Origin of the sequence: Streptomyces corchorusii (assembly GCF_001514055.1) — a bacterium.
GTDB lineage: Bacteria > Actinomycetota > Actinomycetes > Streptomycetales > Streptomycetaceae > Streptomyces > Streptomyces olivaceoviridis.
On the sequence record NZ_KQ948356.1, the window covers coordinates 506,875 to 528,824 of the forward strand.

A 21,950-nucleotide genomic window follows, 5' to 3' on the forward strand; every position below is an offset into this window, starting at 1 on the left:
GATCCCTCCCTCAGTGGCCGGTCGACGGGTTGTACGTGGCGGACGTGACGGGCATCTCGACGGTGAGCGGCCCGGACTCGCTGAAGGTGAGCTTCACGGTGACCGTCTGGCCCTGCTTCGGGGCGCGCTTCAGCTTCTCGAACATCAGATGGTTGCCACCGCTTCGGAACACGAGCCGTCCGTGGGCCGGTATCGCGAAGGAGGACTTCTCCGTCATGGCACCGCCGACCGTGCTGTGCATGGTCACCTCGCCGGCGACGTCACTGGTGACCGAGGTCAGCTCGTCCTCGGCCCCGCCCTTGTTGGTGATCGTCAGGAACCCGGCGGCCATGTCGGCGGAGACGGGCTGGGGCATGTAGGAGGAGCCGACGGACAGCTCGGCCTTGTCCGACCCCGTGCCGGACCCGGAGCAGCCGGTGAGGGCCAGGGCCCCGGCGAGCGCGCCCGCGGTCAGGACCGCGGCACGGCGCCTCACGGGTTGGCTCCCTTGACGAGCTTGGGCAGGTCCCTGGTGTAGTCGTCGACCGTGGCGTCCTCGCCGTAGAGGACGTATCCGGCGTCGGTCTTCGGCGAGAAGGCGACGACCTGGGTGCCGTGGACGGAGACCAGCTTGCCGTTCTTGTCCTTCGTCGTCGGCTCCACGGAGATGCCGACGGACCGGGCGCCGGCCTGGATCTTGGCGAAGTCGCCGGTCAGGCCGATGAACTGCGGGTCGATGCCCTTGAGCCACTTGCCCAGCTCGGCCGGGGTGTCGCGGCCGGGGTCGGTGGTGACGAACACCACCCGCAGGTCGTCCTGCTCGGCCTTGGGCAGCGCCTTCTTGGCGACGGCGATGTTGCTCATCGTCGTCGGGCAGATGTCGGGGCAGTGCGTGTAGCCGAAGTAGAGCAGGGTCGGGTGTCCCTCGGTCTCCTTGCGGAGGTCGTACTTCTTGCCGTGGGTGTCGGTGAGGACCAGGCCCGGCTTGTCGAACGGCTGGTCCAGCACGGTGGCGACCTTGCCCGCGTCCGACCCTCCCGAGACGACGGTGACCGGCGACTTGCCGTCGTCGCCGCTGCCGCAGGCGGAGAGGGTCAGGGTGGCGGCGGCGAGCAGCACGGCCGCGGTGAACGTCTTCTTGCGCATAGAAAAATGTCCCAGATGTGTGAACTGCGGCGCGCACCGGGGTCGTACGACGGTCCGGGTGGCGGGGTCGTGCGGCACCCGGTGCGCGCTGCGGAACGAAGGTCAGGCGGCGGTCCGGCGGCGGCCCGCGAGGACGCCGTAGGCCACGCCCGCGACGCCGATCACGATGCCGGCCACGCCGAGCACGCGCGCGGTGGTGTCACTGCCGTCGCCGGAGTCCTCGGCGGCGGTCGTCTTCCCGGTCTTCTCGGCGGTGTTCTCGGCGCTCGCCGTGCCGTGGTGGTCGTCAGCGGCGGCGGACAGCTCCAGGACCGGGGCCGGGTTCTCCGGCTCGTCCTGGCCCTTCTGCGGCACCTCGATCCAGCGGACGACCTCCTTGTTGGAGTACGTCTGGATGGCCTTGAACACGAGCTGGTCGGTGTCCTCGGGCAGGGCGCCCAGGGAGAGCGGGAACTTCTGGAAGTAGCCGGGCTCGATGCCCTTGCCGTCGGCGGTCCAGGTGACCTTGGTGACGGCCTCGTCGATCTTCTCGCCGTGCACGGTCAGCGGCTTGGCCAGCTTGGACCTGGTGATGTCGATCTTCCAGCCCGGCAGCGCCTCCGGCATCACCGAGGCGATCGGGTGGTCGGCCGGGAAGTTCACCTCGACCTTGGTCGTCGAGGCGTTGTCCCGCTCGTTCGGGACCTTGAAGTCCACGACCGCGTAATCGCCCTTGGCCGCGGTGCCCTCCGGCTGCACGGAGACGTGCGCGAAGGCGGGGGCGGACAGGGTGAGGACGGCCGTACCCGCGACAGCGGCGGCGGCGGCGATACGAGAAGCCTTCATGGAAGGAAGCACTCCACTCTGCGTGAGAACCGGTGATGAAGAGGGATACGCGCGCGTGCCGGGTGTTGTGGCAGTACGGCACGGAAACCGCCCGTACGGCTCGGGGGACGCGCACGCGCGCGTGCCGCGCGTCGGCGGCGCACCGGGTCCGTGTCTCGGGGGAGCGGTGTCCGCGTCAGGCGGCGAGGAGGAGGGCGGCGGCGGGCGGGCCGCGCCGGATCACCGTGTGCTGGAGTGCGGCGGTGTGCGGGGCCGGTGCCTCGTCCCGGTCGGGGCGGGGGCCGCGCGGGCCGGGCCCGGTGGCGGGCAGCAGCCCGGCGCACAGGGCGCGCGTCAGCGCGAGAGCCGCGCGCAGGGATCGTACGAGCGCCCCCTCCGCGACTCCATGCGCCGATAGCTCGATCAGCCGCAGCACCGCGAGATCCCCGCGGCGCAGCAGCCAGCCGGCGGCGACGGCCGCGAGCACATGGCCGAGCAGCATCGGCAGCGAGGGCAGCAGACCGGCCGAGGCGCCGGTGGCGTCGTGGACGTGCGCGACGGTGCCCATGGCGCCCGTCGGCCGGCCGGCGCGGTCGATGAGACGCGCGTCGAGCAGCAGGCGGAAGGCGTGTCCCGGAGTGAGGGACGCGGCGGTCGAGCCGCACACGAGCCGCGTGGCCTGCTCGACCAGCGCGCTGTCGCTCAGCACGGCGCCCGTGGTCCCGCCGGTGCCCGTCGACCCCGCCGAGCCCATCGACATCCCGGCGGAGGCCATCGTCGCCCCGTGCTGGCCCAGCCCGAACAGCGCGTGCAGCACGGTCTGGCCGAGGGCGAGGAGCACGGCGATGCCCGGCAGCGAGCGGGCCCGCCCGGCGAGCGGTACCACGGGCAGCAGGGCGCCGAGGAAGCCCGCGCCGAGCGTCCACAGCGGCACGCGCGCGCAGGAGGCCAGCGAGTGCCCGCCCGCGGCCAGCGCGACGCAGACCGCGGCGAACACCGCGGCCCGCAGGATCCGGAGTCCGGCTCCGGAGTGCGCCGTGCGTGGGTGGGGGGCAGTCATGGCGGGGCCATCATCGCACTGCCCTTACCGCGCGTATACGGCAGGGCGCCTGAGGCACCCCACATACACCGATTCCTCCCCCGGCGCATCGGCCGGACGGGCGCAGACAGGTCGACGCAGTGCTTACGGCCACCTACGGGCGGCAATACGTAACGGTATGTCGAGCCGCGGCCAGGAGGCTGGAGCATGAGCATCTGGTGGTCACTCCATCTGCGGCGCGAGGCCGCCAGCGTGCCGCTCGCCCGGCGGCTGCTGATCGGCACGATGGAGACGGCGGGCGTCGACCCGGAGATCTCCTACGACCTGTCCGTCGCCCTGAGCGAGGCCTGCGCGAACGCCGTCGAGCACGGCGGGGACGCCGCCCGCGGCGCCTCGGAGGCGTACCGGGTGACCGCCTATCTCGACGGCGAGAAGTGCCGCATCGAAGTGACCGATTCCGGTCCCGGCTTCGTCCGCCCGCAGGACCCGCGGCCGGCCCGCCCCGACGCCGAGCACGGCCGCGGCCTCTGTCTGATCCGCGAACTGGCCGACCACGTGCACATCGGCCCGAAGCCCGGCCGGGGCGGCACGGTGGTCAGTTTCGACAAGATCCTCAAATGGCGGAAGGACCCGTCCCTCCTCACGGCCTAGCGGCGCCCCTGCCGGCGCCGCCGAGCGGTCCGAGGACCTTCGCCAGGGTCTCCAGCGCCTCCGCGTACAGCCGCTCCCTGGGAGTGCCGTAGCCGACGACCAGTCCCTGGGGCCGGCCGGGGCCCGGGGTGTGCCAGTGGTCGCCGAGCGCGCCCAGCGCCAGGCCCTCCGCCTCCGCTCGGGCCAGGACCGCGGCCTCGTCCGGCACCTCGATCAGCGCGTGCAGCCCGGCCGCGACCCCCCGCACGCTGCGGCGCGCCCCCAGCCGGTCCAGCAGCTGGTCCCGGCGCCGCCGGTAGCGCAGCCGGCACGCGCGCACATGGCGGTCGTACGCGTGGCTGACGATCAGCTCGGCGAGCGCGAGCTGGCCGATGGTCTCGGTGTGGTGGTCGCTGTGCAGCTTGGCGTCGGCGACCGCGTCGACCAGGTGCGGCGGCAGCACCATCCAGCCGAGCCGCAGCGCCGGGCCCAGGGTCTTGGAGGCGGTCCCCAGGTACACCACCTGGCCCGGCGCCATCCCCTGCACCGCGCCCACGGGCTGGCGGTCGTAGCGGAACTCGCCGTCGTAGTCGTCCTCCACGATCAGTCCGCCCCGCGCGCGTGCCCAGTCGGTGAGCGCCCGGCGCCGCTCGGGGTGCAGGGTCACCCCGGTCGGGTACTGGTGGGCCGGCGTGACCACCACGGCCGCCGCGCCGCCCAGTTCCTCGGGGCGTACCCCGCGCGCGTCGACCGGCACCGGCAGGACCGTTCCGCCGTTGTGCCGCACCACCTCCCGGTGGAAGGGCAGCCCCGGGTCCTCCATGGCGACGGCGGCGCCGTCCAGCACCCGCGTGAGCAGCGCCAGGCCCTGCACGTAGCCCGAGGTGATGACGATCCGCTCCGGCGGCGCGAGCACCCCGCGCGCCCGCCCCAGGTAGCCGGAGAGCGCGGTGCGCAGCTCGATCCGGCCGCGCGGGTCGCCGTAGTCGTACGCCAGCGAGGGCGCCGTCGCTATGGCGCGGCGCAGCGCGCGCAGCCAGGCCGCCGCCGGGAACGCGCCGACGTCCGGGCTGCCGGGACGCAGATCGAGACGCGGGGCACGCGCGCGCGTGTCCGTCCCCGGCTCCTCCGCCTGCACGGCCGGCAGTTCGGCGACCCGGGTGCCCGAGCCCTGCCGTGCCGTCAGGTACCCCTCGGCGACCAGCTGGTCGTAGGCGGCCTTCGCGGTGCCGCGCGAGATGCCGAGGTCGGCCGCGAGCCGCCGGGTGGCGGGCAGCCGGGTACCGGGCGTGAGCCGCCCGTCCCGTACGGCGTCCCTGAGGGCTCGTTCGAGCCCCACCCGGCGGCCGTCCACCGAGTCGGGTTCGAGATGCAGGTCGACACCGACGCCCGACCAGAAGCCGTCCACGTTTCCACCCCCGTCACTGCACGCGCCCCGAGGGGCGCGCGGAACTGCGCGGCCGGCCACGGCTGCCCCCGCAGACGAAATGGCCGGGCACCTCCCCGGTACCCGGCCATTCAAACGCAGATCAGCCCTTCAGGGAGGCCATCCACGATTCGACCTCGTCGGAGCGCCGCGGCAGACCGTCGGAGAGGTTCCGGTTGCCGTCCTCGGTGACGAGGATGTCGTCCTCGATCCGGACGCCGATGCCCCGGTACTCCTCCGGCACGGTCAGGTCGTCGGCCTGGAAGTACAGCCCCGGCTCGACGGTGAGCACCATGCCCGGCTCCAGCGTGCCGTCCACGTACGTCTCGGTCCGCGCGGCGGCGCAGTCGTGGACGTCCATGCCGAGCATGTGCCCGGTGCCGTGCAGGGTCCAGCGGCGCTGGAGGCCCAGCTCCAGGACCCGCTCGACCGGACCCTCGACCAGGCCCCACTCGACGAGCCTCTCGGCCAGCACGCGCTGCGCGGCGTCGTGGAAGTCGCGGTACTTGGCGCCCGGCTTCACGGCCGCGATACCGGCCTCCTGGGCGTCGTACACGGCGTCGTAGATCTTCTTCTGGATCTCGCTGTACGTGCCGTTGACGGGCAGCGTGCGCGTGACGTCTGCGGTGTAGAGGGTGTGGGTCTCCACGCCCGCGTCCAGCAGCAGCAGGTCGCCGGAGCGGACCGGGCCGTCGTTGCGGACCCAGTGCAGGGTGCAGGCGTGCGGGCCGGCCGCGCAGATGGAGCCGTAGCCGACGTCGTTGCCCTCCACGCGCGCGCGGAGGAAGAACGTGCCCTCGATGTAGCGCTCGCTCGTCGCCTCGGCCTTGTCGAGGACCCTGACGACGTCCTCGAAGCCGCGGACCGTCGAGTCGACGGCCTTCTGGAGCTCGCCGATCTCGAACTCGTCCTTGACGAGACGGGCCTCGGAGAGGAAGACGCGCAGCTCCTCGTCGCGCTCGGCGGTGACCTTGTCGGTCAGGGCCGCCTCGATGCCGGCGTCGTAGCCGCGCACCACGCGGACCGGGCCGGTGGCCTCGCGGAGCTTGTCGGCCAGCTCGCGCACGTCGGCGGCCGGCAGGCCGTACAGCGCCTCGGACTCGGCGAGGGAGTGCCGGCGGCCGACCCACAGCTCGCCCTGGCCGGAGAGCCAGAACTCGCCGTTCTCGCGGTCGGAGCGCGGCAGCAGGTAGATGGTGGCCTCGTGGCCGTCGCCCTTGGGCTCCAGCACCAGGACGCCGTCCTCGGTCTGGTTGCCGGTGAGGTACGCGTACTCGACGGAGGCGCGGAAGGGGTACTCGGTGTCGTTCGAGCGGGTCTTCAGGTTGCCCGCCGGGATCACCAGGCGCTCGCCCGGGAAGCGGGCGGAGAGCGCGGCGCGGCGGCGCGCGGTCTCGGCGGCCTGCGGGATCGGCTCCAGGTCACGCAGTTCCGTGTCGGCCCAGCCGGACTTCATGTTCTCGGCAAGCTCGTCGGACACGCCCGGGTACAGGCCGTTCTTCCGCTGCTTGACGGTCTCCTCGGCCTCGGTCTCCGGGCCCTCCGCGGTGGCGGAGTCGGGGACAGCCGGGTTGAGCTCGTCGGACACGTGATCCTCCTCGGTACGCCAGTGATCTCCCCCGGGGCCCGCGACGCTCCTGCTTGTGGCCGAGCGGGGACCACCATCATCGTACGGTCGCACCAGGAGCGGACGGCGGCGGATGACCTGTTATGCCCGGTCATGCCAGCCGCCCGGAGCGCGCTCAGTCGAAGCGGGCCGCCAGCAGGACGACGTCCTCCTCGCTGTCGGCCGCGTCCAGGCCGTCCGGCAGGACCGCGCGCAGGACGTGGTCGGCGACGGCTCCCGGATCCTGCCGCGCCGCGCGCGGGACGCTCGCGGCGGCCGCGTGCAGCCGGGCGAAGGCCCGGTCCATCGGGTCGCCGGTGCGGTGCAGCAGCCCGTCGGTGTAGAGCAGGACCGTCTCCCCGGCCTCCGCCTGGATCTCCACGCTGGGCGCCTCCCAGCAGGCGAGCATGCCGAGCGGCGCGGAGACGGAGGTCTCGGCGAACTCGGTGCGCCGCTCGCCGATCAGCAGCGGCGGGCTGTGCCCGGCACCGGCCAGGGTGACCTTGCGCACGGCGGGCTCGCAGTAGGCGAACAGGGCGGTGGCCGAGCGGGCCGGCTCGGTCAGCCGCAGCAGCAGCTCCAGGTCGGACAGGACGGCGACCGGGTCCTCGCCCTCCATCACGGCGTACGCGCGCAGGGAGGCGCGCATCCTGCCCATGGCGGCCACCGCGCTCGGCCCGGAGCCGGTGACCGAGCCGACCGAGAGGCCGAGGGCGGCCTCCGGCAGCGGCAGGGCGTCGTACCAGTCACCGCCGCCGCGCGGACCCGCGCGGCGGCGGGCGGCGAGCCGGACGCCGGGCACCCGGGGCAGCCGGGCGGGCAGCAGTTCGTCGGTGAGGGTCGCCACGCACGCGCGCGTGCGCTCCACCTCCAGCAGCCGGGCGAGGTGCTCGGTGGCGTGCCGGACGTACAGGCCCACGAGGTGGCGCCGGCGCTCGTGCGGCTCGGCCGGTTCGTCGTAGAGCCAGACGACGGCGCCGAGGCGGCCGGCGGACTCGGTGGCGAGCGGGACGGCGTAGCTGGCGGCGTAGCCGAGGCGGGCGGCCACCTCGCGGTGGCGGGGGTCCAGGCCCTCCTCGGCGAACAGGTCCGGGTGGACGATCTCGGCGGTGCCGCCGGGGTCGTACGGCAGGGCGCCGCGCGGCACGGTCTCGATGTGGCCGAGGTCGGCGCGGCCGAGGCCGAGGCCGAGGGTGGTGCGCGGACCGTCGCCGTCGGCGGGCTCCAGGACGACCAGGCCGCGGCGGGCGCCGACCAGGGCGGCGCCGGCGCGCATCAGCTCGTGCAGGGCGGGATCGAGGGCGCTGGTGCGGGAGAGCCGCTCGGTGAGTTCGTGGAGGGTCGTGAGATCGGAGACCCAGCCGGCCAGCCGGTCCTGGAGCAGGGCGCCCGGGGCGGGGCTGTGCGGCGCGGGGACCGCGGGGGCGGGGCCGGAGGCGGGAGAGGCGGGTGCGGCAGTGTGGGCGGGCGGGGGAACCGTGGGATCGATTCCAGCCACTTTCGGAGGGTGCGGGGCGTTCATGGCGTCCGGCCCTCAGACCGGTGCGTATTGCTGAAAAGCATCGCAAACCCCCATGTCATTCTGCGCCGCTAGCAGTGTCTCCACATGTACACGCAGTCGTGAGGGGATGTCCAGCATTGTCCTGCGGGGATTCCTGGTGTCCATGAGGTTGGTGAGGGTTTTGCTCGAACCCCTTGCCTTACTGCCAAGTTGGCTCAAAACTGCCTTAGGTATCGGTTCATTGCGGTCGACTGGCCTTGCTCCACGGAGCGTCACAGCGGTCGTGATGGGTACGTACTCGGAGAAGGCCAGGGGTGGTTGGGGGCCACCCGGAACCTGGCGACGGACCCGGGCGTCATAGCCACCGACGGCCGAGCCCCATCCTCCCGTGGCGGAGGCGGAGAGAAATACGCGCGACGGCAAAACGCCAGACTTCGCCACCCCCGCGCCGCAGCCGTGCTTTTGACGGACGCACTATGGACGCGGACGCGGCCAACGCTCGACCCCCTGGGGTTCCCTCTGCCGTGCGCGGGGGTGTGATGCGCCAACAGGTACGCACAGTGAAGTGATCGACACATGGTGTGATGTAGCCCACGGTGTTGCCAGCGGTGCAACGGAAAGGAACGAGCGCTCATGCGCGAGATCCTCGGAAGGCGACGCAGGCTTCTGTCCAGGCGGAACGACGGGAAGCCCGAACTGATCGGCGCAGCTCTGACCTTCGCGGCGCAGTGGCAGTGGCCGGTGCTCCCCGGTGTGGCGCCGGACCCGCAGGGGCGGGCCCGCTGCGCCTGCCCCGACCCGGAGTGCACGGTGCCCGGTGCGCACCCCTTCGACCCCGGCCTGCTCGCCGCCACCACCGACGCGCGCATGGTGCGCTGGTGGTGGACCAACCGGCCGGCGGCCCCGATCATCCTGGCCACCGGAGGCAGGGCGCCCTGCGCGGTCAGCCTGCCGGCGCTCGCCGCCTCCCGCGCCCTGGCCCTGCTCGACCGGCGCGGCATGCGGCTCGGACCGGTGATCGCCTCGCCCACCCGCTGGGCGCTGCTCGTCAAGCCGTACTCCATGGAGCAGCTCGGCGAACTGCTCTACGCCAAGGACTTCGTCCCCGGCTCCCTGCGCTTCCACGGCGAGGGCGGCTATGTCGCGCTGCCCCCGTCCGAGACCGGCCAGGGCGCCGTCCGCTGGGAGCGCGCGCCGCTGCCCGGCTCGGCCGCGCCCTGGGTGCCGGATGTGGAGGCCGTCGTGGACGCCGTGGTCGACGCCCTCACTCGTACGGGTGTGAGCGCGCCCGAGTTGTAGGGGTGTCGGGCGCGGGCGGGGCGGGCGAGCCCCGCTCGCTCGTTATCGTCCGCGTATGCAGCGTCCACCCGGCGGCCACCGCGCCCCACGGCCGCACCGCGGCCGGCGCCGGCGCACCCATCGAAGGTCCGACCCCCGGCAGCTCCGTCTGCTCGCCCTCGCGGGCTTCGTGGCGGCCATGGTCGCGCTGCCGCTGGCCGTGGCCTCCGCGCGGCAGGCGGGCGACACCGGCCGGGCCGCCGTGCCGGCCGCCTCCCGCGGTGACGCCCCGGCCCGCCCGGACACCGGCAGCCGCTCCCCCCGCCTGCTCGGCCTCGGGCTCACCACCGCCGCCCGCTGCGGCCCCGAACTCACCTCGCCCGACGGCATCGAGGCGCAGACCTGTGTGCTGACGCAGGGCGAGGACACCTGGGCGCGCACCTACTACCGCAATGCCACCGGCCGGTCGCTGGACTCCGTGCTGAGCCTGATGGGACCGGGCGACCGGACCGTGCAGATGCGCTGTGCCACCGGGGCCGACGACGAGCCCGCCACCTGTGAGACGCCGCGCGAGCGCAGCCGGGGCGTACCGGACGCCTACACGGCCGTCACCGAGTTCGCCGAGCGCGGCCCCGAGGGGGCGCTGCTGCTCCGCTCCGGCAGCAACTCCTGAGCCGTCGAGGGGAGTTGGCGGGCGGCTGCGCGCTGCCCCGCCGTACGCGGGCATGGAAAGACCCGGTTGCTGGCGACGGGGGATGCACCAGCAACCGGGCTACTGGAACGGTAACAAGAGATCGGCGGTTCGCAAATTCCGGGTTGGCGATTCGGACACCGATTTCCCTGTCGGAACCGGGAGTTGTGACAGGAGTCACCTGCCGCACGGCCCGGTGTCACGGCTGACCGGCCGGTCAGCCGTGACACCCGCGCGCGGCGCGTCAGCTGAGCGTGACCTGCCGGTTGGTCAGGCCGCCGCGCGCCCGGCGCTCGTCCGGGGTCAGCGGCTCCTGGACGGCGAGGGCGGCGGCGAGGCGCTCGGCGAACTCGGCGGCCGGCTTCTCCACGTCCTCCGCGGTGACCCCGGTCGGCAGGTCCCAGACCGGCACGGTGAGGCCGTGAGCACGGAAGGAGCCCACGAGCCGGGTGCCCTCGCCGAGGCTGGACCGGCCCGCCGCGTGCAACCGCGCGAGAGCGTCCAGAAGCTGTTCCTCCGGGTGGGGCATGACCCAGCGCAGGTGGTTCTTGTCCGGGGTCTCGCACCAGTACGCGGCGTCCACGCCGGACAGCTTCACGGTCGGGATGGCGGCGGCGTTGGCCCGCTCCAGGGAGGCCGCCACCTCCGGCGTGGCGTTCTCCGCGTCCGGCACCCAGAACTCGAAGCCGCTGTGCACGACCGGCTCGAACGCGCCCTCCGGGTCGAGCAGGTCCTGGAGGCGCGGACCCTCGGCGGGGGCCCGGCGGCCCTGCACCGGGGTGCCGGGCGCGGCCTCCAGCGCACGCAGCAGCGTGTCGGCGAGGTCGCGGCTGATGTCACCGGACGCCGTGTCGTTCTGGAGGCCGATCAGCACCGAGCCGTCGTCGCGGCGCAGCGCCGGCCAGGCCATCGGCAGCACGGTGGCCAGGGTGACCGACGGGACGCCCTCGGGCAGGCCGCCGCGCAGGCTCAGCCCGGCCGTCGCGGCCGGGACCAGCTCGCGCAGCGCGACCCAGTCGCACTCGCCCGGCAGCCCCTCGAACGGGCGCTGCACCAGCTCCGTCGCGGCGTGCGCGGCTGCCCGGCCGTGGCAGGCCTTGTAGCGCCGGCCGCTGCCGCAGGGGCAGGGTTCGCGGGCGCCGACAACCGGGACCTCCCCGTCGATCAGCTGCGGCTTGACCTTCGTCTGGGGTCGCTTTTTGGCCATGGTGGGTGTCTCCCGGTTACGGCTCTTCTCGTACGTCCGGAGCCTAGCCGTTCGGACCATGACCGACGGGAACCTGTGGACAACGCACGCGCGCTCGACGCCGGTGGGCGAATCCGCGGACGGTGGACGGGTGACACGCCGCCTGGTTCAGTCCAGGTCGTCGAACACGTCGGCGAAGTCGAGCCCGGACAGGCCGGGCAGCGGCGCGGAGCGGGTGACGCGCGTAGCGAAACCCTCGCGGCGGCACCCGGCATCGGGATCGTGGACGTCCTCGTGGACCAGCGCCCAGACCGTCACCTCGCCCCGGACGTCGTCCCGGACGCCCCAGTCGTCGGCGAGCGCCGTGATGATGTTCAGCCCGCGACCGCCGTGCGCGGTCACCGAGGGTGTGGCCGGCGCCGGGCGGGTCGGGCCGCCGCCGTCCGTGACCTCCACGACCAGCCGCCCGCGCGCGTCGACCCGCCAGGCGGCGCGGACGTCCCCGTCCCCGGCCGACGCGTCCCCCAGGGGGCGCCCGTGCTTGCAGGCGTTGCTCAGCAGTTCGGAAAGGATCAGTACGGCGTCGTCGATGACCGATTCGGATACGCCACCGCTGCGCAGCTGCGCCCGCATCCGGTGCCGCGCCTTCCCCACGCCCGCAGGGCCATGGGGAACGGCCATGCTCGACGACGTGGGCACCTCCTGTGCCACCACCAACGCCACCCCCGAGACCTCCTTCGCCCCACGCCATGGGGTGGATGCCCTCTTGGCTTGTACCGGAAACCGGCCAATCCTCTTCCGGTGTCGCATTCGGTACGGGCGGACACGCGGCGAACGCGCCGGAGCACACCCCGTGACGGGCCCGCACGGGCGAGGGGGTACGGGGCCGGCCGGCTCAGCGGCCCAGTTGCCGCAGCACCGCGCGCGGGCGGTTGGTGATGATGGCGTCGACACCCAGTCCGACACAGAGGTCGACGTCCTCGGGCTCGTTCACGGTCCACACGTGGACCTGGTGACCGGCCCGCTTCAGCCGCTCCACGTAGGCGGGGTGACCGCGCACGATGCGGATCGAGGGGCCCGCGATGCGCACGCCCACGGGCAGCCGTCCGTCGCGCAGCCGGGGCGAGACGAACTGCATCAGGTACACCGTCGGCAGCGTCGGCGCCACGGCCCGCACGCGGTGCAGCGAACGCGCCGAGAAGCTCATGACCCGGACCGGCGACTCGGCGGCGGAGGCCGGCGCGTCCAGTCCGAACCGTTTCAGCAGGGTCAGCAGCCGCTCCTCGACCTGCCCCGCCCAGCGCGTGGGGTGCTTGGTCTCGATGGCCAGCTCCACCCGCCGCCCGGCGTCCGCGACCAGCCCCAGCAGCCGCTCCAGGGTGAGCACGGAGGTCTCCTCGCGGTCCTCCGGCCGGTGCTCCCAGTCGGGTTCCTCGTCCCGCCCGCGCCAGGCCTCGCGCGTCTTCCAGGAGCCGAAGTCGAGGGCGGCCAGATCTGCCAGTTCCAGCGCGGAGACCGCGCCGCGGCCGTTGGAGGTACGGTTCACCCGCCGGTCGTGGACGCAGACCAGATGGCCGTCCGCGGTCAGCCGTACGTCGCACTCCAGGGCGTCCGCGCCGTCCTCGATGGCCTTCCGGTAGGCGGCGAGGGTGTGTTCGGGTGCGTCCTCGGAGGCACCGCGGTGGGCTACGACCTGGAGGGAGTGCTGTCGGGCGTGGGTCACCGCGTCATGGTGCCACCGTCGCCGGGTACACGTGGCGGCGCGGGCGCGTCCGTGCGACGGACGGGGCATGCGGCATGCACGTTTATGAAACCTTTGCCCGGAAGATCCTCTATAAACCTATATAAAGACGGTCGCCGGACCCACAGCCACCGCTTATGGTGCTCTGACGGCCCGTGGGAAAAGCTGACCGCAGACCAGTGCGACCGATGACACCAGGCGTGGATCGAGGAGAAGACCTGTGAGCACCGAGAACGAGGGCAACGCGGTACCCCCGGCGCCGTCCGCGCCTCCCGTGCCGATGGCCTCTCCCGCCGCGTCCCCGCAGGGCCCCGCGCCCGAGGGGAACGCGCCGACGGCTCCGCTCCCGCCCGTGCCCCACGAGGCCCCGGCGGCGGACCACGGCCCCGCGTACCAGGGCGGCCCGGCCCCCGACGGCTCCTGGCCGCCTCCGCCGCCGGCCACCCCGGCCTACGCCGACGGCGGCTCCGGCGGCGCGGGCGCCGGCTGGGGAAGCACCTACCAGCAGCCCGCCCCCAAGCAGCGCGGCGGACTGGTCGCGGCGGTCCTGGTGGCCGCGCTGGTGGCGGGCGGCCTGGGCAGCGGCCTCGGCTACACCCTGGCCAAGGACCGGGACGACCGCGGCTCCACCACCGTCTCCGCGTCCGACGGCGGCGTCACGCAGGTCAAGCGCGCGCCGGGGACGATCGCCGGCGTGGCCTCCAAGGCGCTGCCCAGCACGGTGACCATCGAGGCGGAGAGCACCGACGGCGAGGGCGGCACGGGCACCGGGTTCGTCTTCGACACCCAGGGCCACATCGTCACCAACAACCACGTGGTGGCGGACGCCGTGGACGGCGGCAAGCTGACGGCCACCTTCCCCAACGGCAAGAAGTACGACGCCGAGATCGTCGGCCACGCGCAGGGCTACGACGTCGCGGTCATCAAGCTCAAGAACGCCCCCTCCGACCTCAAGCCGCTCGCCCTCGGCGACTCCGACAAGGTGGCCGTCGGCGACGAGACCATCGCCATCGGCGCTCCCTTCGGCCTGTCCAACACGGTCACCACGGGCATCATCAGCGCCAAGAACCGCCCGGTGGCCTCCAGCGACGGCAGCTCCAGCAGCAAGGCGTCGTACATGAGCGCCCTGCAGACCGACGCGTCCATCAACCCCGGCAACTCCGGCGGCCCGCTGCTGGACGCCTCCGGCGCGGTCATCGGGATCAACTCCGCGATCCAGTCCACCGGCAGCGGCGGCTTCGGCACCGGCCAGTCCGGCTCGATCGGCCTGGGCTTCGCCATCCCGATCAACCAGGCCAAGTACGTCGCCCAGCAGCTGATCAAGACCGGCAAGCCGGTGTACGCGCGCATCGGCGCGTCCGTCTCCCTGACGGACTCCAGCGACGGCGCGCAGATCACCGACCAGGGCACGGGCGGCTCCGCCGCGGTCGAGACGGGCGGTCCGGCGGACAAGGCCGGCCTCAAGCCCGGTGACGTCATCACCAAGCTGGACGACCACGTGATCGACAGCGGACCGACCCTGATCGGCGAGATCTGGACCCACAAGCCGGGCGACAAGGTGACGGTCACCTACAAGCGGGGCGGCCAGGAGCACACGGTGGACCTGACGCTGGGTTCGCGGGTGGGCGACAACTGACCCACGGGGGCCGTGCCCCCACACCCCGGCCCGCGCCCGGTACGCTGTACCCGCTCCGCCCCTGGTGGGCGGGCGAGGTGGGTTGCCCGAGCGGCCTAAGGGAACGGTCTTGAAAACCGTCGTGGCGCGAGTCACCGTGGGTTCAAATCCCACACCCACCGCAGGGGTCGTGGACCTGCTGTTCAGAAGGGGTGTCCCTCGTGAGGGGCACCCCTTCTTATTTCCTGGGGTCAAGCGAATCGCAACCGATTTCGTGCACGCAGAGTACATTTCGGCTTCGCTATGGAGCAAGTATTGCTTGCACGGGGAGTAATTGAACCGATAACTTCTTAGGGCAGGGGCCTGTCTTCAGCTCAAGGTCTCGCGCACTGTTCAAAGGGAGTGAGGCATGGGTTCTCAGATGAAGGCATTCGGTTTCGGTATGCCGTGGGAGTCGGCCTACGGGTACAGCCAGGCCGTTCAGGTCGGTGAAACGGTTTATGTTTCCGGGCAGTTGTCCCATGACCGTGACGGCAATTTCGTGGGCGCGGACGACTTCGAACTACAGGTCCGAACCACGCTGGAGAATCTGGACCTGGTGCTGAAGCAGTTCGGGGCCGAGCGCAGCCAGATAGTGGAAACCACGGTGCTGGTGAGGAACCTGCGGGAGAATTTCGACACGACAGCACGCCTCCACGCCGAATACTTCGGGGAACACCGGCCCACCAGCACGGTCATGGGAATTTCCGACCTGGCACTGCCGGACCAGCTCGTGGAGATCGGCGCGCTCGTACGTCTGGACGTGAAGCCATAGGCGGGCGGACGGACTGATTCCTTCGGAGGGCCGTCGCTGCTGGGACGGCCCCTCTGGGCTCCTGTTCCGGAGATGCCCGTGGCCCGGCGCCGGCCTCAGGGCCGGTGCCCCGTCAGCCGGGCCGCCGACGCGATCGTGGCGCGGGCCTCGCGTTCGGTCAGGCCGGTGTCGCGGGCGGCGGCCACGAGGGGGTCCGCCAGGGCGGGCCCGATGCCGTTCTCGTAGGCTCGGCAGGCCGCCCAGAACAGGCGGGTGTTGCGCTGCCCCTCGTGCGCGGCGAGCACGAACTGCACCAGTCCCTGTCCGTGGTCGCCCGCCGCCGGGCGGGTGGGGTGGGGCGCGCGGGGCGGGGGCAGCAGGAGCCGCAGGAGGGACGGGGGGCAGGAGGCCGGGGCGAGGCCGGCCGTGCCGGGCGCGGCGGTGTAGACGCCGTGGTCGGTGCGGGAGCCGGGGCCGACGAGGTAGCCGCCAGCGCCGCGGATGTCGATGCCGGGGGCGAGCCGGCCGGCCGAGTTCGGTACGACGGTGTCGGGCGGTCCGGTCAGCCAGAGGTGACGTCCGCCGCTCGGGGTGAGGACGACGACCGTCTCCGGGATCGTGAACAGATGGCGCAGGGCCAGTTCGCGCAGGGCGGCCGAGGAGTCCGTGCCGGACTTGGTGTCCAGGTCGACGCCGATCAGGTGGTACGGGGGCAGCCCGCAGGCGATGCCGTAGCCGGTGGCCCAGGGCGCGGCGGCGAAGAGCTCGCGGATGCGGACCGGGTCGGTGGAGGCGTCGTACACGCCGTGGCCGAAGCGGCCGCACTCGCCGTGGCAGGGCCGCCCCGGCGGGTTCGGGTCGTCGCGGTGCGGGGAGCGCAGGGCCGGGAGCTTCGTCCGGGACAGGGGGATCACGGCCAGTCCGCGTTCGGCGGCTGACAGGGCGTGTGCGAGGGCCAGCGTCGTGGCCTGCCGGTCGATGGTGGCCATGCTTCCATGTTCGTACACGCGTTCGAAAATGGGAAGGGCGGGAAGGCGTGACGCGCCGGTGACGGGTGGAGGGGGCGGAAGGGCGCCGGAACGGTTCATCCCCTGTGTCGCTTGAGGCCGGGAGGTCACGCGGAGCGTGGCTCAGGGGGCAGATGTGCCTAAAGGTGGCGATAGGGGTTTATCGACTTGCCGTCACGCTTGCGTGCGAATCGCTGCTTCCAGGACGGTTCGCCGGGGATCGGGTGGGCAACTCTGGAGGCGCGACGTCGTCCACGACAGTCCAGGCGGTCGGCCAACCGCCCTGTCACCAGCCGTAGTTCATGTACGTCCGGCCCTAGGGCCGCAGAATGCTTGGTTCTGGAGGAACACATGGCAAGCATCCGTACCGCCCGCGTTCTCGCCGCCGTCTCCGCTCTCCCGCTCGCAGCCGCCCTCTTCGCCGGCGTCGCGACGGCGGACAACGGCGCCCTCGCGGACGACGGATCGAACTCGGGCGTGGCGTCCGTCCTCGGCAGCGGCGTCGGCGACGACAACAACGGCAACTCGTCCACCACGAACCAGAACGCGGCGGGCTCCGGTGCCTCGAACCAGAGCAACACCGCCCAGGTCAACGGTTCCGCGCTCACGGCCATCCGGCAGGGCAACGGGAACGTCGACGTCAACTTCACGCGGCTCTGGTGAGCCGGGGGCGAGGGTCCTCGTGAGGAGGGCGCTCGCGGGGTGTGCTCCGGGGTCGCGACACGTCGGCGCGGCGGTGCTTCGGTACCGCCGCGCCGGCGTTTACCCGGTCCGGTCCGGCCGTCGCCGGCGAGGGCAAGGACCCGGTGAACGCGCCGATGGATTGCCGAGGCGGTCCGCCAACTGCGGGGCACGGCCGTGAACCAGGTCCCTGGGGCGGCCCGCACCCTGGTGACGGCCGGTACCGGGGTGCCGACATCGGGGCTGGTCCTGACGGCGGACGGCTGACCTCCTCAGGGTCGTACCCGCAGACGGGGCGCACCCGCACTCCACCTTCAGGAGGTGGAGGCAGCCCCACCCCTACAACCTGAGGGGGACCCCCCTTCGGGACCTGCGGCCGATCCGCGCCGGGGCCCGCGCTCCTAGCGTGGAGCCATGACCACACCCGTCTGCACCAGCGCCTCGGCCGCCGCCGCACCCGGGCGGCGGACTCCCGCCTACCCGTCGTTCGCGTCGTACGTGCGGGCCCGTCAGCCGGTCCTGCTGCGCACCGCGCGCTCGCTGACCGCGAACCCGAGCGATGCCGAGGACCTGTTGCAGACCGCGCTCGCCAAGACCTACGTGGCCTGGGAGCGGATCGAGGACCAGCGGGCGCTCGACGGCTATGTGCGCCGGGCGCTGCTGAACACCCGGACCTCGCAGTGGCGCAAGCGCAGAGTGGACGAGTTCTCCTGCGACGAGCTGCCCGAGCCGGAGCCCGTGCCCGGCGGCGACGACCCCGCCGAGCGGCAGGCGCTGCGCGACGCGATGTGGCGGGCGGTCCTGCGGCTGCCGGCCCGGCAGCGGGCGATGGTGGTCCTGCGGTACTACGAAGACCTCAGCGAGGCCCAGACCGCCGAGGTGCTCGGCGTGTCGGTGGGCACGGTGAAGTCGGCGGTGTCCCGCGCGCTGGGCAAGCTGCGCGAGGACCCCGAACTGGAACTGGCGCGCTAGCCGGGACCGGGCGGCCCGCCGGCCGGGATTTTCCTCCCGCTCAGTGACCCACCCCCTAGTGACATACCGCGTGGTATGTGCGCAGAATCAGCGCACCCCCCTACTACCGCGTAGGCAATGTCGCCCGGGAGGAACGCCGTGCTGGCCACCATGCAGGACGTACCGCTGCTGATCTCCAGGATCCTGACCCACGGGTCGACGGTCCACGGCTCGTCGCGGGTGACCACCTGGACCGGGGAACCCGAGCCCCACCGGCGCACCTTCGCCGAGGTCGGGACCCGCGCGGCACAGCTGGCGCACGCCCTGCGGGACGAGCTGGGAGTGACCGGCGACGACCGGGTCGCCACGCTCATGTGGAACAACGCCGAGCACGTCGAGGCGTACTTCGCGATCCCGTCCATGGGCGCGGTGCTGCACACGCTCAACCTGCGCCTGCCCGCCGAACAGCTGGTGTGGATCGTCAACCACGCGGCCGACAAGGTCGTCCTCGTCAACGGCTCGCTGATCCCGCTGCTCGCGCCGCTGCTGCCCAAGCTGCCCACCGTCGAGCACATCGTCGTGTCCGGGCCCGGCGACCGCGCCCCGCTCCAGGGCGCCACCGCCCGGGTGCACGAGTACGAGGAACTGCTCGCCGGCCGGCCGACCGGCTACGACTGGCCCGAGCTGGACGAACGCCGGGCCGCCGCCATGTGCTACACCTCCGGCACGACCGGAGACCCCAAGGGCGTCGTCTACAGCCACCGTTCCATCTACCTGCACTCCATGCAGGTCAACATGGCCCAGTCGATGGGCCTGACCGACCAGGACACCTCGCTCGTGGTCGTCCCGCAGTTCCACGTCAACGCCTGGGGCCTGCCGCACGCCACCTTCATGACCGGCGTCAACATGCTGATGCCGGACCGCTTCCTCCAGCCCGCCCCGCTCGCCGAGATGATCGAACACGAACGGCCCACCCATGCGGCGGCCGTCCCGACCATCTGGCAGGGCCTCCTCGGCGAGCTGCACGCCACACCGCGTGACGTCTCCTCCCTCACCCAGGTCACCATCGGCGGCTCGGCCTGCCCGCCCTCCCTGATGGCGGCCTTCGACGAGCTGGGCATGCGGGTCTGCCACGCCTGGGGCATGACGGAGACCTCCCCGCTCGGCACGATCGCCCGTCCGCCCGCCCACGTGGCGGGCACCGACGAGGAGTTCGCCTACCGCCTCACCCAGGGCCGCTTCCCGGCCGGCGTCGAGGCCCGCCTCACCGGCCCCGCCGGCGAACGCCTGCCCTGGGACGGCGCGTCGGCGGGCGAGCTGGAGGTGCGCGGCCCCTGGATCGCGGGCGCGTACTACAACGGCCCCGACGCCGAACCGCTGCGCCCCGCCGACAAGTTCAGCGAGGACGGCTGGCTGAAGACGGGAGACGTCGGCACCATCTCCCCCGACGGCTTCCTCACCCTCACCGACCGAGCCAAGGACGTCATCAAGTCCGGCGGCGAATGGATCTCCTCCGTCGAGCTGGAGAACGCGCTGATGTCCCACCCGGACGTCGCCGAGGCCGCCGTGGTCGCCGTACCGGACGAGAAGTGGGGCGAGCGCCCGCTGGCCACGGTCGTCCTGCGGCCGGGCGCGACCGCCGACTTCGAGACCCTGCGCGCCTTCCTCTTCGAGGAGGGCAACATCGCCAAGTGGCAGCTCCCCGAGCGCTGGACGGTCGTCGAGGCGGTACCGAAGACGAGCGTGGGCAAGTTCGACAAGAAGGTGCTGCGCCGGCGGTACGCGGACGGCGCGCTGGAGGTGACCACGCTCTGAGGCACCGTGGATCGGCCGGGGCGTCAGAGCCGGCCGAGGCCTCTCTGACGCTCCGCGGCCTGTGCGCGGCCGTCAGGAACTGGTGCTCCAGGTCCGCCCCACCCCTCCGCGAGCAGGTGCCGCGCGGCTCACCGCCCCCGCGCTGTCGTGGTCCAGCCCAGCACCAGCCACACCCCCGCCACCGCGCACACCCCGGTCCAGCCCCAGTGGCCGAAGGCCGGCCCCGCGACGGCGGAGGCGAGGGCGCCGCCGGCGAACCCGGAGACCACGTAGGCCGTGTTGGCGGTGGCCGGCGTGGACGTCGTCGTCAGCGCCAGGGTCTGGTTGGCGACATGGGAGGCGACCAGGGCCGCGTGTATCAGGATCGCGGCGGCGAACAGCGCCGCCAGCACATGCTCGCCGAACCAGAACAGCGGTACGGAAACGGCGGCCAGCACATACGCGGTGCCCACGACCCGCGCCGCGCCGAACCGGTCCACCAGGCCCCCCGCCAGCGGCGCCACCGCGCTGGCGGTCAGGCCGAAGAGGCCGAAGAGCCCGGCGGTCGCGGTGGACATGCCGTAGCCGTGGCCGGTCAGCAGCAGCGCGAGAGAGGTCCACAGGGCGCTCCACGCACCGAACATCCCCGCCTGCCGCAGGCACGCCCGCCACAGGTCGGGCGAGCGGCGCAGCAGCCCCGGCAGCTCCGCGATCCCGGAGAACAGCCCGCCCGCACGCACCCGCCGCTCGGCCGGCAGGGCCAGGGCGGTCGCCAGCCCGAGGGCGAGCGTCAGCACGGCGGACCCGCCGAACACCCAGCGCCAGCCGAGGGCCTGTCCGGCCAGACCGCCGACGACACGGGCGGCGACTATGCCCGTGAACAGCCCGGCGATCACGGCCGCGACATGCTGGGCGCGCCGGTTCTCCGGGGCGCGCGCGGCGACGAGCGGGACGAGCAGCTGCGGTACGACGGTCGCCGCGGCGGCCACGAACACGGCGGCGGCGAGGGCCGCGGTACCCGGAGCCACGGCCGCGACGAGCAGCGCGACGGCGGTGGCCACGGAAAGCCAGGCGACGAGCCGGCGCCGGTCGACCCGGTCGCCGAGCGGGGCGAAGAAGAGCAGGCCGGCCGCGTAGCCGAGCTGGGCGACCGAGGCGATCCAGGCCACGGCCGAGGGGGTCGTGCCGAAGTCGTGGGCGATCAGCGGCAGCAGCGGAGCCGCGAGGTAGATGTTGGCGGCCGTGACGGCGGTGCAGACGGCGATCAGCAGGAGGAAGAGGGAGCCGGAGGCGGACCGCTCGCGGGCGGGGGCCCGGAGTCCGGGTGCCTGGCGGGTGGTGAGGGCTGACGGCATGGGCGGGAGCTGCTCCTTAGTCGGTAACCAACCCGTTGGTTACTACCCTCCAACAGCCCGCACCGCCGTCGGAATTCCCCGCCCAACCAACTCGTTGGTCACCGTCTCGCCCGGCCTACCCTGTCCTCATGGCATCAGTGAGGGACCCCGAGGCCACCAAGGCCCGGATCTTCGAGGCGGCAGCCGCCGAGTTCGCCCGGCACGGCATCGCGGGCGCCCGCATCGACCGCATCGCTGCCGAGGCCAAGGCGAACAAGCAACTCATCTACGCCTACTTCGGCAACAAGGCGGAGCTGTTCAGCAAGGTCCTCGGCACCCGCTTGACCGACCTGGCGGCGGCCGTGCCCGTCGACCCGGACGACATGGACGGCTGGGTCGACCGCCTCCTCGACTACCACGCCGCCCACCCCGAACTGGTGCGCCTGCTCTTCTGGGAGGGCATGGAGTACGGCAGCGCCGAACTGCCCGACGAGGCGGCCCGCCAGGACCACTACGCCAGGAAGATCGCCGCGATCGAGGACGGCCAGGACCGGGGCGTCATCACGGACGCCATCCCGGCCGGCCACCTGCTGATCCTGCTCACCGCGCTGACCAACTGGATGACCGTGGTCCCGCAGACGCGACGCATCCTCGCCGGCACGCAGGACACCGACCACGACCGCCTGCGGGCCTCCATCAAGGAGGCGGCCCGCAGGCTGATCGCCTGTTAAACCGCTACCGCCGACCG

The 21,950-nt window shown here is 72.8% G+C and carries 21 protein-coding genes, 1 tRNA gene and 1 pseudogene; 11 read left to right on the plus strand and 12 right to left on the minus strand.

The window, feature by feature from the left end; genetic code table 11:
• Window positions 1-10 precede the first annotated feature (10 nt).
• The 4 genes from AQJ11_RS17815 to AQJ11_RS17830 all read right to left on the minus strand — a co-directional run bounded on the left by AQJ11_RS17815 (window position 11) and on the right by AQJ11_RS17830 (window position 2,989).
• Window positions 11-475 (minus strand): copper chaperone PCu(A)C, encoded by a 465-nt coding sequence (locus AQJ11_RS17815; RefSeq protein ID WP_014673700.1) that lies wholly within the window; start codon window positions 473-475, stop codon window positions 11-13.
• On the minus strand, window positions 472-1,125 hold the full coding sequence (locus AQJ11_RS17820) for an SCO family protein (protein ID WP_059263692.1): 654 nt from the start codon (window positions 1,123-1,125) through the stop codon (window positions 472-474). The genes AQJ11_RS17815 and AQJ11_RS17820 overlap by 4 nt, the downstream gene beginning before the upstream one ends.
• A 102-nt stretch (window positions 1,126-1,227) precedes the next feature.
• Window positions 1,228-1,950, minus strand: a complete 723-nt coding sequence (locus tag AQJ11_RS17825) for a YcnI family copper-binding membrane protein (protein ID WP_014673698.1) — start codon at window positions 1,948-1,950, stop codon at window positions 1,228-1,230.
• Between the two features lie 175 nt (window positions 1,951-2,125).
• Window positions 2,126-2,989: a hypothetical protein gene (locus tag AQJ11_RS17830; RefSeq protein WP_208616545.1), complete on the minus strand. Its 864-nt coding sequence runs from the start codon at window positions 2,987-2,989 to the stop codon at window positions 2,126-2,128.
• Between the two features lie 186 nt (window positions 2,990-3,175).
• Here AQJ11_RS17830 and AQJ11_RS17835 point away from each other — a divergent pair, with 186 nt between their 5' ends.
• Window positions 3,176-3,619, plus strand: a complete 444-nt coding sequence (locus tag AQJ11_RS17835) for an ATP-binding protein (protein WP_014673696.1) — start codon at window positions 3,176-3,178, stop codon at window positions 3,617-3,619.
• On the opposite strand, the gene pdxR is transcribed toward AQJ11_RS17835, so the two are convergent.
• The 3 genes from pdxR to AQJ11_RS17850 form a co-directional block, all read right to left on the minus strand.
• Entirely contained in the window at window positions 3,609-5,006 is a 1,398-nt protein-coding gene (gene pdxR / locus AQJ11_RS17840) for a MocR-like pyridoxine biosynthesis transcription factor PdxR (protein WP_059263693.1), read from the minus strand. The genes AQJ11_RS17835 and pdxR overlap by 11 nt on opposite strands.
• A gap of 121 nt (window positions 5,007-5,127) precedes the next feature.
• Window positions 5,128-6,612: an aminopeptidase P family protein gene (locus AQJ11_RS17845; RefSeq protein ID WP_014673694.1), complete on the minus strand. Its 1,485-nt coding sequence runs from the start codon at window positions 6,610-6,612 to the stop codon at window positions 5,128-5,130.
• 154 nt (window positions 6,613-6,766) lie between these two features.
• The gene (locus AQJ11_RS17850; RefSeq protein ID WP_059263694.1) at window positions 6,767-8,152 is read right to left on the minus strand and encodes a PP2C family protein-serine/threonine phosphatase; all 1,386 of its coding nucleotides are present in this window, start codon (window positions 8,150-8,152) and stop codon (window positions 6,767-6,769) included.
• A gap of 612 nt (window positions 8,153-8,764) precedes the next feature.
• On the opposite strand from AQJ11_RS17850, the gene AQJ11_RS17855 reads away from it, so the two are divergent.
• Together AQJ11_RS17855 and AQJ11_RS17860 are read left to right on the plus strand one after the other, a co-directional pair.
• On the plus strand, window positions 8,765-9,430 hold the full coding sequence (locus AQJ11_RS17855) for a bifunctional DNA primase/polymerase (protein ID WP_014673692.1): 666 nt from the start codon (window positions 8,765-8,767) through the stop codon (window positions 9,428-9,430).
• A 55-nt stretch (window positions 9,431-9,485) separates the two neighbouring features.
• Window positions 9,486-10,082, plus strand: a complete 597-nt coding sequence (locus tag AQJ11_RS17860) for a hypothetical protein (RefSeq protein WP_398723011.1) — start codon at window positions 9,486-9,488, stop codon at window positions 10,080-10,082.
• A 262-nt stretch (window positions 10,083-10,344) separates the two neighbouring features.
• On the opposite strand, the gene AQJ11_RS17865 is transcribed toward AQJ11_RS17860, so the two are convergent.
• The 3 genes from AQJ11_RS17865 to AQJ11_RS17875 form a co-directional block, all read right to left on the minus strand.
• Window positions 10,345-11,307 (minus strand): DUF5926 family protein, encoded by a 963-nt coding sequence (locus AQJ11_RS17865; RefSeq protein ID WP_059263695.1) that lies wholly within the window; start codon window positions 11,305-11,307, stop codon window positions 10,345-10,347.
• Between the two features lie 147 nt (window positions 11,308-11,454).
• Window positions 11,455-12,096, minus strand: coding sequence for an ATP-binding protein (locus tag AQJ11_RS17870; protein WP_079082340.1), 642 nt, complete (start codon window positions 12,094-12,096; stop codon window positions 11,455-11,457).
• 85 nt (window positions 12,097-12,181) lie between these two features.
• The gene (locus AQJ11_RS17875) at window positions 12,182-13,009 is read right to left on the minus strand and encodes a glycerophosphodiester phosphodiesterase (RefSeq protein WP_014673687.1); all 828 of its coding nucleotides are present in this window, start codon (window positions 13,007-13,009) and stop codon (window positions 12,182-12,184) included.
• A 238-nt stretch (window positions 13,010-13,247) separates the two neighbouring features.
• Here AQJ11_RS17875 and AQJ11_RS17880 point away from each other — a divergent pair, with 238 nt between their 5' ends.
• From AQJ11_RS17880 to AQJ11_RS17890, 3 genes are all read left to right on the plus strand, one after another.
• Complete coding sequence (locus tag AQJ11_RS17880; protein WP_059263697.1) at window positions 13,248-14,663, plus strand: S1C family serine protease; 1,416 nt, start codon at window positions 13,248-13,250, stop codon at window positions 14,661-14,663.
• Between the two features lie 76 nt (window positions 14,664-14,739).
• Window positions 14,740-14,824 (plus strand) — tRNA-Ser (locus tag AQJ11_RS17885).
• Between the two features lie 227 nt (window positions 14,825-15,051).
• Window positions 15,052-15,456, plus strand: coding sequence for a RidA family protein (locus tag AQJ11_RS17890; protein ID WP_059263698.1), 405 nt, complete (start codon window positions 15,052-15,054; stop codon window positions 15,454-15,456).
• A gap of 95 nt (window positions 15,457-15,551) precedes the next feature.
• Here the strand turns inward: AQJ11_RS17890 and AQJ11_RS17895 are convergent, their stop codons facing one another.
• Window positions 15,552-16,424, minus strand: coding sequence for a bifunctional DNA primase/polymerase (locus tag AQJ11_RS17895; RefSeq protein WP_059263699.1), 873 nt, complete (start codon window positions 16,422-16,424; stop codon window positions 15,552-15,554).
• Between the two features lie 369 nt (window positions 16,425-16,793).
• On the opposite strand from AQJ11_RS17895, the gene AQJ11_RS17900 reads away from it, so the two are divergent.
• The 4 genes and pseudogenes from AQJ11_RS17900 (at window position 16,794) to AQJ11_RS17910 (ending at window position 19,889) form a co-directional block, all read left to right on the plus strand.
• Window positions 16,794-17,105: a hypothetical protein gene (locus AQJ11_RS17900; protein ID WP_014673682.1), complete on the plus strand. Its 312-nt coding sequence runs from the start codon at window positions 16,794-16,796 to the stop codon at window positions 17,103-17,105.
• Between the two features lie 159 nt (window positions 17,106-17,264).
• Window positions 17,265-17,390, plus strand: a pseudogene (locus tag AQJ11_RS51090) (lipid-transfer protein); the annotation flags it as partial.
• A 147-nt stretch (window positions 17,391-17,537) separates the two neighbouring features.
• Complete coding sequence (locus AQJ11_RS17905; RefSeq protein WP_014673681.1) at window positions 17,538-18,095, plus strand: SigE family RNA polymerase sigma factor; 558 nt, start codon at window positions 17,538-17,540, stop codon at window positions 18,093-18,095.
• Between the two features lie 138 nt (window positions 18,096-18,233).
• Window positions 18,234-19,889: a long-chain fatty acid--CoA ligase gene (locus AQJ11_RS17910; protein ID WP_059263700.1), complete on the plus strand. Its 1,656-nt coding sequence runs from the start codon at window positions 18,234-18,236 to the stop codon at window positions 19,887-19,889.
• Between the two features lie 128 nt (window positions 19,890-20,017).
• On the opposite strand, the gene AQJ11_RS17915 is transcribed toward AQJ11_RS17910, so the two are convergent.
• A complete protein-coding gene (locus AQJ11_RS17915) occupies window positions 20,018-21,223 on the minus strand; it encodes an MFS transporter (RefSeq protein WP_014673679.1) in 1,206 nt (401 codons plus the stop codon).
• Between the two features lie 128 nt (window positions 21,224-21,351).
• Here AQJ11_RS17915 and AQJ11_RS17920 point away from each other — a divergent pair, with 128 nt between their 5' ends.
• The gene (locus AQJ11_RS17920) at window positions 21,352-21,933 is read left to right on the plus strand and encodes a TetR/AcrR family transcriptional regulator (RefSeq protein WP_208616546.1); all 582 of its coding nucleotides are present in this window, start codon (window positions 21,352-21,354) and stop codon (window positions 21,931-21,933) included.
• Window positions 21,934-21,950: the final 17 nt, after the last annotated feature.